Source organism: Sporomusa sp. (assembly GCF_035561255.1).
Classification (GTDB): Bacteria; Bacillota; Negativicutes; order Sporomusales; family Sporomusaceae; genus Sporomusa.
Map to the genome: position 1 here is coordinate 1 of NZ_DATMXX010000268.1, position 10,278 is coordinate 10,278.

Consider the following 10,278-nt stretch of genomic DNA (forward strand, 5'->3'; position numbering starts at 1 on the left):
ATTCCATACCTGTATTGAGCGTGCAAACAAGGAATGACCGTGAGAAATAAATTGTTTAGATTAAAGTTTAGGCTGAGCAAATCTTATTTTATCCTGCGTATCCCACAAAAAAAAGCCGGTTGAAACGTAAGAGTTTCAGCACGGTCTTTTGGGTATTTCTAGTTTTAATCAACCAATAACTCCACTACTTCTCTAAATACGGAAACGTCTTTCATGCGCTCACAACGTGAAGATATGATAGTCTTGAAGTGAGGCGCAACCACTACAAAGCCACGTGTAATCATATTTCCCGAACTGCTTTTTCGATACGGCCACTGGAAAAATTTTAAGCTGTTAGGCGTAGATGCTGAGCTTAGTCCATCATTACCGAATGAAGACTAAACTCAGCATCTACGCCTGGTTATTTTGCAAAGAAACGGGGTTTTGAGTTTCGTTAGATCAATGATATCAGGCTCTCCAAGTCAGTAGGCAGCATGAGTTGATTCTGGATATAGTATTTAAATATTACTTTGCCATGAATTTTTTCGTTTTTCGTGACATGTAACTTGCTTTGCTTGATATTTTCTTACCTCTATTTTACCAAGTTTCTTTCATTCGAGCATGGGAAATCGCTAAGACTCCATCGGGTTAGCGGGTTAAGTTACTTTTCACACAGCCTTTTTTAGAACTACTCTTCTTTCTTTGCGATAATTAATTAGTTCTAGTCAACTGTGACATCACCACTCTAATCTGTTCTTCGCTCACATCCTGTGTAATAGTCACCCGGCCAATGTCTTGCATTAGCACCCAGTTGACCTTACTATCTACAACCTTTTTATCGCGGGCCAGATATCCGAGCAGCTCATTTATCCCGTAACCGGGCGCAGTCAATGGTAAGCCCATAGCAGCAAGTAATTGCTGCACTGCCGTGCTTGCCGCTGTACTGCATAAACCCAGACTGCTGCTAAGCAGCGCCGCACCATACATGCCAATAGCAACAGCCTCACCATGGTTATACTCGGAGTAGCCGCCTACCCCCTCTACCGCATGGGCAATAGTATGACCAAAATTCAGTATCATGCGCACCGAGGTTTCCCGTTCATCCTGAGCAACAACCGCCGCCTTGAGTTGACAACAGCGGCTGATTACCTCGGCCAAAACGCCCGGGTTCCGCTTTAGGATCATATCAGCATGCCGGGTAAGATAATCGAAAAAACCGGCATCAGCAATAACCCCGTATTTGATTACCTCCGCCAGACCTGCCTTTAATTCGCGTTCAGGCAATGTATCTAATACCAGCGGGTCAATCATCACCAACTGGGGCTGGTAAAAAGCGCCGATCAGATTTTTTCCCAGCGGGTGATTAACTGCGGTTTTACCGCCAACACTTGAGTCTACCTGGGCCAACAGGGTTGTCGGCACCTGAATAAATGGCACACCGCGCAGATAGGTAGCTGCAACAAACCCGGCCAAATCGCCGATTACACCGCCGCCTAAAGCGATAATCGGCGACCTGCGGTCCAGCCCGATGCTTATTGCTTTGGTAAAAACCTTATCAGCCGTAGCCAGCGACTTAGAGCCTTCACCTGGCTCAACCACCAGGATATGGGGTATAAAACCGGCTGTAGCCACACTGTCAGCTAAAATACCCGCGTATAGCGGACTAACATTAGCATCGGTTACGATAAGCGCTTTTTTACTAAAAGGCATCTCCTGCATCAACCGGCCAACCTGCTTCAGACCTGCGGCCTGAATATAAATGGTATAACTATGGTCTGCTAAGCTAACTCTTACTTCGCCCACGCAGATGCCTCCCTTCGCGCAAAAGCCCAATAATCTTTTCTGCCACATGATGAGGCGGCAGACAGGTAGTATCAATCGTATAATCAGCCTTCATATAAAGGTTAGCCCTGTCACTAAACAGCTTCGCCACCCGTTCGGCCCGGTCCTCACAGTCGAGTAATGGCCGGACACCACGCCGGGAGGTGCGTTCCAGGATTGTTTCCAGTGAGGCCGTTAAAGCAATAATTATTCCGGTGCTTTTTAGCCTGATCATATTTTCCTGTTTAAGCACAACCCCGCCGCCGGTGGCAATAACCGTATTATGATAGCGGGATACCCGGAAAATCACGTCCCGTTCAAGCTGCCGGAAGTGATTTTCACCATACAGTTGGAAAATCTCACTGATGGCAAGGCCTGTTTGTGTTTCAATTTTTTTATCAATATCAATAAAGGTACGGTTCAACCGGCCTGCCAACAAACGCCCTGTGCTTGTCTTGCCGGTCCCCATAAACCCTATTAAAACTATGTTCTTCATTATTCCTCCGGAAATGAGTTAGAAGCTGCTACTTAACAATACGCGGTGTCAGGAAGATCACGACCTCGGTTTCAGTCTTAGATTTACTAAGGTTTTTAAAAAGCGCACCCAGAATCGGCAAATCACTTAAATACGGCACAGCTTTTCTCACTTCGCTGTTTGTAGATCCAATCAATCCACCAATCACCATGGTCTCGCCGTCCTTTAGCCGCACTGTGGTCTCAGCCTGACGGGTAGTTATTTTATAAGCTTTCATTTCTGCTACTAATGTTGGACTGCTGACCTCAGTAAGAACCTCTACCGTAATCAACCCATCAGTGTTAATACGTGGAGTATATACCAGTTTGATGCCGGCGTCAACATATTCTGTCGTTGTTTTGGTTTCGCCATTCTCAATTTTTTCAACAAGCACAGGAATCCGATCCCCAATCAGGATCTGGGCCTGCTTGCCATTAATTGTCGTGACTTTAGGTTTAGCCAATACCTTGGCATTGCCATTGCTTACCAGGGCATTAATCTTGGCCTGGTAATAAAATTCATAGGGATATCCTTCTGGGTTGCGCCCAAACTGGATAACACCGGTATTATTCTTCCGGGTAACCTTGGCAGCTTCTGTAATATGAGTGCCTACTGGGTTTTTATCAGCATCATAAACTACCTCAGTTTCTGCAGCTTCATACTCGGCATACTGGGGTGTCGCTTCCCAGGACCACTCAATCCCCAAATCCTTGCTCTTATCTTTATTGACAGCTACCACTTCAGCTTCCAGAGATACCTGCTGATACGGTATATCAAGCTCATCCAGGAGTGCCTGGATTTTTGCCGACTCTACTGAGGTTCCATACAGAATAAGCGAATTTGTGGCATAATCAATTGTCAGCCGATCCAGCTCTGTTGATTTCTCACTGGATTTTGACCCTGTGGCAGAGGTACTGCTGCCACTACTCCCTTTGCTCTTTAACGAGCTTACGCTCTTGCTCCCAGAGCTTTCTTCTACTTTCCGTTCACCTTTTTTCTCACCAAATAAGATGGATAATATCGTATCTTTAACTGAATCAGGGTTAATAAATTTAAGCTTGAATATATGTACAGCACCAAAACCCCGGCCGATTTGATCGGCCACCCCAACGACAAGCACATCGTCGACCTCATGGTAGGTAAGCCCCTTGGTTTTACAGACCAGATTGAGGGCGTTGTCATAAGGAATATCCTTTAACTGAATAGTTATCGTACCACCCACTGAATCATCAACAACCATATTCATCTGCCCGATACCGGCCAGCGCGGTAAGCACGTCCCGGACTTCACCATCAACGATGTTCATATTAACAAGCGGTTTAGCAGCCAGGGCAGTGGCAGAAACAGTCAAAGCCAATAACAGGGCCACCAGTATTCGGGTTGCTATTGATCGCATCATATCACCTTCCCAGTGCTAAGGCCTGTCGCCCGCCAGGTCCTTGGACTATTACTGAATTTGCATCAACTTTAATCAATTGATAAGGTCCGATGTCTTGTCCGGGATAGTAGGACCTGCTTATATTATTATAATTTATAATGGCTATCTGCCTGTCACCACCTGAGACTACCCCCATAAGCTGCGGCAGGGCTGCCGGGATGACTGCAGGCCCCGGAGCAGAAACCTGCTTAGCTGATATTGGTTGATTTCCGGCCTGAGGGGCAACTATTGGCTTTTCCGGTTTGCCAAACCCCGGGGGTGGTGCAAAAGGATCCCGCATAGTTTGATGAGCAGTATAGCCGCCAGGCATGGCCGGCTGAGCTTCTGCCGGTTTGGGTTTGACCGCACCGGGGACAACGCTGGTTACTGGCTGTTGCTCCGGGGGAATAAGCAGGGTTATCACGGTTAATAAGATAGCTCCGATGCCTGCCATTACCAGATAGCGTTGCCTCACGGGCAAACCCTCGTACCATATATTTAGCTTCTCAATCATAGCAGACATAGCAGCTGCCCCCTATATGCCGTTCAGGCGCTGCCGGTAATGGCGAATGGCACTTAACAGATCGGCAAGGTTATCGTTGCCGAACTTCTCCAGCAAAACCTCTGTTAACACAATAGCAGCCATGGCCTCGCCCACAACAGCAGCGGCGGTCACCGCACAGACATCACTGCGCTCGGTATTGGCCTGGATAGGAGCCTTAGACGCAATATCCACCGAGGCTAACGGGGTCATTAGGGTGGGTATTGGCTTCATAACCGCCCGCAGCACGATGGGTTCACCATTACTCATGCCACCTTCAATTCCCCCGGCATTATTGGTTTGGCGGTAATAGCCGCGCGCAACATCATAATAGATCTCATCATGGGCTTTACTGCCAGGTAGGTTGGCATAGGCAAAGCCAACCCCAATCTCAACCCCTTTAATGGCTTGTATCGACATTAGTGCAGCCGCCAGCTTGGTATCAAGACGCCGGTCCCACTGGACATGGCTGCCAAGACCAGGCAACACACCTAAAGCCAGCACCTCAAAGATCCCGCCCAGGGAATCACCATCATTCTTGGCCGCCAGAATGGCTGCTTTCATTGCCGCTTCCGCGTTTGTGTCAAGACAACCCAGCTCTGATGCCAGCACACCGGCCTGTAACTCTTTGAACTCACGGTGAACAGCCGGGGCATTAACGCCCCCGATATTAGTAACATGAGCAATTATCTGAATACCGGCAGCAGCCAGCAATTGTTTCACCAAGGCGCCGACAGCAACCCTGGCCGCAGTCTCACGGGCACTGGCCCGCTCCAGAATGTCACGTACATCCTGACGGTCGTACTTAAGTACCCCGGTCAGATCAGCGTGTCCCGGCCGTGGCGCAGAAACCGTCTGACCGCAGGGTGGACCTGCAGGCGCCATCCGGTCTTGCCAGTTTGCCCAGTCGCGGTTATGAATGACCAGGGTCACCGGGCTTCCCAGCGTCTGTCCGAAGCGTACACCTGAGGTAATTTCGACCTTATCCTGTTCAATAAGCATGCGGCCGCCGCGGCCAAAGCCTTTTTGCCGGCGGGACAGATCACGGTTGATTAGCTCAATATCTATTGGAACCCCAGCCGGTAAGCCTTCGATTACGGTAGTCAGTGCAGGGCCGTGGGATTCGCCGGCGGTAATGAATCTAAGCATATAAATCTACCTCATTTCAGCTGCATCAGCTATTTCTTGTCAGTTTGCCCTGGTGGGGCCTGCTTATCACCGGCAGTGCCTGCCGGCACCCCGTAGCTGTAAACAATGAGCACAAGCTTGCTGTCTAATAACCCCTGACGGGAGTTCATGATTACATGAGTAAGGGAATTAAAGCGGGGAATATCTTCAAGTTTTTTTAATAAATCGGCAGTTTGAGCAAAAGAGCCTTTTATACTAATCTCAACCGGAATCTCACGATAACCGACCTTAGCTACCGGTGCTGCCGGTTTTATCTCAACAAGCTGCAGCCCACAAGCCTTAGTTGCTTGTTCAACCTGAGCCAATAACCCTCCGAGCTCGGGTTGATTGGGCAACATAGTCTCAGCCTGAAGCGACTTTTTTCCAAGTTCGGCAAGAAAGGCAGCCGGGTCAGGATGATTATAGGCAAACCCCTGAACAACGGCTAACTTCTGATTCTCGGCCTGCAGCCGGGCTGTAAGTTCAGCAATCTGTTCATTTTGCTCTTTAATAATCCAGGAATAGTACAGCAAGCAAGCAAGCAATAATCCCCCGGCAAATACCAGACTTTTATGCTTTGTTGATAATTTGGCCCAAGAGATATTCATTGCTACAACCCCTTGATCTTTACAGTCATTTCAAACTTGGTCACAACTAACTGGCTATCCTGCTCGGCTCTGATCAGGACAGGCTCGGTAAACAAGACATCCTGCTCCAGCAATTGCATAAAGTTAGCCAGATCAGGATAGGTGAGTGCGTTACCTTTTAGCTTAAAAGTGTTTTTTTCACCAGTCCCCAGCTCCTCCAACCAGATCTGAGGCGGCACAATGACCGCCAATCTGGCAACAAGCGCATACCAGGGCTTGCGCTCTGTCGTCAGTTTAGTTAACAGGGTGGTTTTGGCATTAATTACCTGTTGTTGCGAACTGGTTGACACCATCTTATCCTGGGTTGGCCGCAATAATTGCAGTTGCTGCTGCGCAGTTGCAATATCGCCCTCCAGCTTAGCAATTATATAGGCATTATACCCGGCAAATACGAAAAAGAACATAACTGCCAACAACGCGGCAGCAGCAAACAGCCGGTTTATTGGCCAGCGCTCCTGACGCTCGTCCGGTGGCAGCAGGTTGATCTTAATACTGGTATTAATAACCCTCACCCCCACGCAAAGCCAGGCCAATCGCCACGGTCAGCTGGGGGGCGATATTATGCAGCCATTCGGCATCAAACGATTTCGTAATACCAATTTCGCCCAGTGGGTTATGAAGCTTGACCTCAATACCACCCAACTGAGCAGCAATATTACCGGCCAGATTATCCAACTGGGCTCCGCCTCCGGTCAAAATAACCCCGTCAATGACAGCCTCACGGTTCTGGGCTTGATAATAGTCAGCTGTCCGGCGGATCTCCCGGCTCAGTTCCTCAACAATCAGCGTCAGCTGTCTGTGAACAGAAGATACCTCCGGAGCATTACCGCTTGCGGCCTGCAACAGGCCCTGCTGGCGTTGTTTAAGCAGCTCGGCCTCACTATAATCCAACTCCAGCGAGTTCTTAATAACATCGGTATAACGGGCTCCCCCCAGTGGGATCAGCCGGGCCACCACCGGACAGTTCTCCTGGAAAATGGTGAGCTGGCACAGCTTTTGGCCAATATCAACAACCATTGAATTAGCCGCACAGGTAAACGTCCGCGATATTGCCAGTGGCTCAATATCAATGGCCATAGGCTTAAGCCCCACCTCTTTACAGATAGCAGTCACAGCATCGATCATCGACTGTGGTGCGGCCACAAGCAGAACCCTAAGCTCATGTGTCTGCTTCCCGGCACCAACAACAGCGAAATCAAAATAGTAATTCTCGGCATCTGCCGGGATATATTTATCCAGATCCCACCTGATAGCTTGCCGCAGCTCCTCATCAGTCATTACCGGAAAGATAAGCTCACGGATAAATACCGCATGGCCGCTCACGGAGATAACGGCATGCTTACCGGTCACCCCGGCAGTTGCCATCAACCGCTGCAAGGTTTCAGCCATTACCTGTTTATCCAGAATAATACCGTCCCGTACCAGGTCTTCCGGCAGGGCAGCCAAACCGGCGGCAGTAAGTGTGGGCAGATTGTTGTGCCAGCCGATTTCCGCAATTTTCACCACCCCGGAGCCGATATCAATCCCAATCGTGCTGGCCGGACTATATGTAAGCCATTGCTTTATACTGGCAGTCAGCTGAATAAATCTAGCCTTCATCATGGTGCGGGCGTTGGCAGACGATCTGAATCGCATGCGATATTGCAGTAATAATGTCAATATTGAATTGCTGTTCAAGGCCTTTAATCCGGGTATACGTCTCTCCCTGATCTGTGACTACATAACGCGGCGGCAAAAAGTTCAGCGCCAGGGCAACAATATCATAGCGGCACTTCTCACAATTGCAGGCTTTCGGATGGCGGGCCATCACTTCTTCAAGGCGCTGCCACACCAGATCCTCCATAAAATTTCTTACTTGCATCGATACAGCCTCCCCACTAATGATAATTCCAGGAGTTAATTGTAATGCTTGATACAGGTGATCCAGCCTCTGATATAATCGTCACTTTAAGTACAACCTTACGCACAGACCTATGCACAGTACCGATTGCTTCAATCGTAACTGGTGAACCGTCGGTAATCTTAAGTGAATAGCTGCCACTGCCCTCATAATAGGGATTGCTGGGTTTCCAGCCAGGATTGTAGTGTAGTTCGACAAGAGCCCGTTTTGCTCCTGCCTCTGCCAGATATAAAGCAGCTATGCCGTCACGATAGTTTGTTGCCATACTAAGCTCAATTGAACCTAGCATAATTAAACCACACCCCAACAAGCCCAGCAATAGCATCGCTGTTAACGCGAATAAGACGCTCGACCCGGACTGGTTGGCTACCCGTGTTTGTAGGTGAAACATCGGGGCACCCTCTTGTTACGAGTTTTGAGCCACAACTAAAGACTGCAGGGTATATTGGAACCCTGTCATTTTATCCTGAACGGTTATCACAATTCTCACCTGTTTTATTTCATACAAGGCTTGTCCGTTTTTATCCTGCAGGGAAACATCCTGAACAGCAAACCGTTGCTGATTACCCGGGTTAGCGATAACAACAACCTGGCCTGGTGCTTTGTTATAACCATCACCGGCAAAAGGCTGGGGCGTACCGTTACCACTAGCCAGGCACAATGCCTGCGTGTCAGGACTGACGCTGAATTTAAGGCTGCTGCCATCACCGTCCACAACCAGTAAACTACCGCCATGATCCGCAACAGTAACAGTTTTCGCATACCGTACACTATGGCCTAGCCGTTCCATTGCCAGGCGGGCTGTTTGCTGAATTTCGGCCTGAGAACGACCGGTCTGCCAGGCTTGGATCGAGGTTGACAACAGTGGCACAATAGCGGACAGCAAGATAAGAAAGATTGTTAAGCCGGCGACAAGCTCGACCAGCGTCAAGCCTTGCTGGCCAGTCCAATAGCGTTTCATAACCCCTCCGTCATTTCAGAAACTGAGGTAACTCCCGCAAGGTATACGAGACCAGGGTGACCTGTTCACCGCCTGTTCGCTCGACACAAACAGTTAATTTAATAACACGCTGTTTGACAGGGTACTCGGGGTCAAGGGGACTAATTTCCGCCTTTGCGGTTTGATAAAATTCAGTACCGGGGATGACGACAGGACCAGTTTGATAAGGAAACGTAATTTTTCCCCAAAACAGGTCATCATGACTTTTAAGCATTTCCATCTGTTCCTGGGCCATTACAGTGGCGGCAGTATAGTGATCAGCAGCAGCAATAGTCTGGAGCGACTGGGGAAACATACCGGCAATTGCAACAAGGGCGGTGCTGACGATAAAGATCGCCACAACTGCCTCCATCAGCAAATAGCCTTGCTCACCCTTCCATTCCGTCCGCAACGCAACCGCCTCCCTAAGCACTCGCTTCATTCGGAGCCACCAGTATTACTGACCCGCACGCGCCCAGTGATTGATGCCACAATGACATATCGATACTTGCCTGTCCGTTTACTGCGGAATTCAATGGTCTGGGACCCAGATGACGGCGACCCGGTTATCGCATAGCGGATTAATTGCGGATCACCGGTCATCTCAACACTGGCCGGCAGATAAACGATCTTGAAGGATCTTTTCCCGTCATGGAGATTGTATTGTGGTGTACTGCCATTGAAAAAATAGATTGTATATATTGTCTGCACGCCGTTAGTATTAATAGCCATCTGCTGGATCGCCCGGATATCGGCGGCAAGATTATTAGCAAAAACATTCAGTTCCTGGGTGGCAACAGTGTTGGCAATCTGCGGTAATGCCATACTGGCAACAATCCCCACAATTGCAATGGTAATTAAGAGTTCTACCAGCGTAAAGCCCTGTTGCATGATCCACCTCGAAACAGCAATGCATGTTACTCTACAATAGAATTAAATACCATGCGATGATTTCATTGCCGTACAACATACTAATAAATGCGGCAATAGCAATAAACGGACCAAAAGGGATAAAGTCTTTGCGGCCTTTTATTTTAAAGGCGAGTAATAGTAAACTGCCAATGCCGCCGATAACGAAGGATAGAAATAAGGTTAGCAATGTTAGTTTTAGCCCCAACCATAAACCTAGTGCTGCGGCGAATTTGATGTCACCGCCGCCCATGCCACCTTTTGTACTTATGGCTATGAGGAGGAAAATTGATCCACCCATTAAACAAGAAACTATCATATCCGCAATACTAATATTGCTAAATAAGTGATTTATCGAAAATCCCACACCCGCAAACCAAATTAATACTTTATCTAAAATAAGT

The 10,278-nt window shown here is 48.4% G+C and carries 14 protein-coding genes; all 14 read right to left on the minus strand.

What is annotated here, in order from left to right; all coding sequences use genetic code 11:
- Positions 1 to 690 precede the first annotated feature (690 nt).
- Positions 691 to 1,782 carry a 3-dehydroquinate synthase gene (aroB, locus tag VN379_RS14910; RefSeq protein WP_325535208.1) on the minus strand — a complete coding sequence of 364 codons (1,092 nt, stop codon included), beginning with the start codon at positions 1,780 to 1,782 and terminating at the stop codon, positions 691 to 693.
- On the minus strand, positions 1,763 to 2,296 hold the full coding sequence (locus VN379_RS14915) for a shikimate kinase (RefSeq protein ID WP_325535210.1): 534 nt from the start codon (positions 2,294 to 2,296) through the stop codon (positions 1,763 to 1,765). Before VN379_RS14915 ends, aroB begins: the two co-directional genes overlap by 20 nt.
- Positions 2,297 to 2,324: 28 nt before the next feature.
- Complete coding sequence (locus VN379_RS14920) at positions 2,325 to 3,713, minus strand: type II and III secretion system protein (protein WP_325535212.1); 1,389 nt, start codon at positions 3,711 to 3,713, stop codon at positions 2,325 to 2,327.
- A 1-nt stretch (position 3,714) separates the two neighbouring features.
- The gene (locus tag VN379_RS14925; RefSeq protein ID WP_325535214.1) at positions 3,715 to 4,254 is read right to left on the minus strand and encodes a hypothetical protein; all 540 of its coding nucleotides are present in this window, start codon (positions 4,252 to 4,254) and stop codon (positions 3,715 to 3,717) included.
- 12 nt (positions 4,255 to 4,266) lie between these two features.
- Positions 4,267 to 5,421, minus strand: coding sequence for a chorismate synthase (gene aroC, locus VN379_RS14930; RefSeq protein ID WP_325535216.1), 1,155 nt, complete (start codon positions 5,419 to 5,421; stop codon positions 4,267 to 4,269).
- A 29-nt stretch (positions 5,422 to 5,450) separates the two neighbouring features.
- On the minus strand, positions 5,451 to 6,047 hold the full coding sequence (locus VN379_RS14935; protein ID WP_325535218.1) for a type 4a pilus biogenesis protein PilO: 597 nt from the start codon (positions 6,045 to 6,047) through the stop codon (positions 5,451 to 5,453).
- Between the two features lie 2 nt (positions 6,048 to 6,049).
- On the minus strand, positions 6,050 to 6,598 hold the full coding sequence (locus VN379_RS14940; RefSeq protein ID WP_325535220.1) for a PilN domain-containing protein: 549 nt from the start codon (positions 6,596 to 6,598) through the stop codon (positions 6,050 to 6,052).
- The gene (gene pilM / locus VN379_RS14945; RefSeq protein ID WP_325535222.1) at positions 6,585 to 7,721 is read right to left on the minus strand and encodes a type IV pilus assembly protein PilM; all 1,137 of its coding nucleotides are present in this window, start codon (positions 7,719 to 7,721) and stop codon (positions 6,585 to 6,587) included. The genes VN379_RS14940 and pilM overlap by 14 nt, the downstream gene beginning before the upstream one ends.
- On the minus strand, positions 7,675 to 7,947 hold the full coding sequence (locus VN379_RS14950) for a late competence development ComFB family protein (RefSeq protein WP_325535224.1): 273 nt from the start codon (positions 7,945 to 7,947) through the stop codon (positions 7,675 to 7,677). The genes pilM and VN379_RS14950 overlap by 47 nt, the downstream gene beginning before the upstream one ends.
- Positions 7,948 to 7,963: 16 nt before the next feature.
- Positions 7,964 to 8,377 (minus strand): hypothetical protein, encoded by a 414-nt coding sequence (locus VN379_RS14955; protein WP_325535226.1) that lies wholly within the window; start codon positions 8,375 to 8,377, stop codon positions 7,964 to 7,966.
- A 15-nt stretch (positions 8,378 to 8,392) separates the two neighbouring features.
- A complete protein-coding gene (locus VN379_RS14960) occupies positions 8,393 to 8,947 on the minus strand; it encodes a PilW family protein (RefSeq protein WP_325535228.1) in 555 nt (184 codons plus the stop codon).
- A 10-nt stretch (positions 8,948 to 8,957) separates the two neighbouring features.
- Complete coding sequence (locus VN379_RS14965; RefSeq protein WP_325535230.1) at positions 8,958 to 9,407, minus strand: hypothetical protein; 450 nt, start codon at positions 9,405 to 9,407, stop codon at positions 8,958 to 8,960.
- Positions 9,404 to 9,856 (minus strand): prepilin-type N-terminal cleavage/methylation domain-containing protein, encoded by a 453-nt coding sequence (locus VN379_RS14970; RefSeq protein WP_325535232.1) that lies wholly within the window; start codon positions 9,854 to 9,856, stop codon positions 9,404 to 9,406. The genes VN379_RS14965 and VN379_RS14970 overlap by 4 nt, the downstream gene beginning before the upstream one ends.
- A gap of 31 nt (positions 9,857 to 9,887) precedes the next feature.
- A partial coding sequence (locus VN379_RS14975; protein ID WP_325535234.1) for a prepilin peptidase occupies positions 9,888 to 10,278 on the minus strand: 391 nt, incomplete at its 5' end.

What these genes read in the sequence shown, in the direction of transcription:
- VN379_RS14915 (WP_325535210.1), bottom strand. Translation starts at nt 2,296, where the DNA reads ATGAAGAACATAGTTTTAATAGGGTTTATGGGGACCGGCAAGACAAGC.
- VN379_RS14920 (WP_325535212.1), bottom strand. Translation starts at nt 3,713, where the DNA reads ATGATGCGATCAATAGCAACCCGAATACTGGTGGCCCTGTTATTGGCT.
- VN379_RS14925 (WP_325535214.1), bottom strand. Translation starts at nt 4,254, where the DNA reads ATGTCTGCTATGATTGAGAAGCTAAATATATGGTACGAGGGTTTGCCC.
- aroC (WP_325535216.1), bottom strand. Translation starts at nt 5,421, where the DNA reads ATGCTTAGATTCATTACCGCCGGCGAATCCCACGGCCCTGCACTGACT.
- VN379_RS14935 (WP_325535218.1), bottom strand. Translation starts at nt 6,047, where the DNA reads ATGAATATCTCTTGGGCCAAATTATCAACAAAGCATAAAAGTCTGGTA.
- pilM (WP_325535222.1), bottom strand. Translation starts at nt 7,721, where the DNA reads ATGCGATTCAGATCGTCTGCCAACGCCCGCACCATGATGAAGGCTAGA.
- VN379_RS14950 (WP_325535224.1), bottom strand. Translation starts at nt 7,947, where the DNA reads ATGCAAGTAAGAAATTTTATGGAGGATCTGGTGTGGCAGCGCCTTGAA.
- VN379_RS14955 (WP_325535226.1), bottom strand. Translation starts at nt 8,377, where the DNA reads ATGTTTCACCTACAAACACGGGTAGCCAACCAGTCCGGGTCGAGCGTC.
- VN379_RS14960 (WP_325535228.1), bottom strand. Translation starts at nt 8,947, where the DNA reads ATGAAACGCTATTGGACTGGCCAGCAAGGCTTGACGCTGGTCGAGCTT.
- VN379_RS14965 (WP_325535230.1), bottom strand. Translation starts at nt 9,407, where the DNA reads ATGAAGCGAGTGCTTAGGGAGGCGGTTGCGTTGCGGACGGAATGGAAG.
- VN379_RS14970 (WP_325535232.1), bottom strand. Translation starts at nt 9,856, where the DNA reads ATGCAACAGGGCTTTACGCTGGTAGAACTCTTAATTACCATTGCAATT.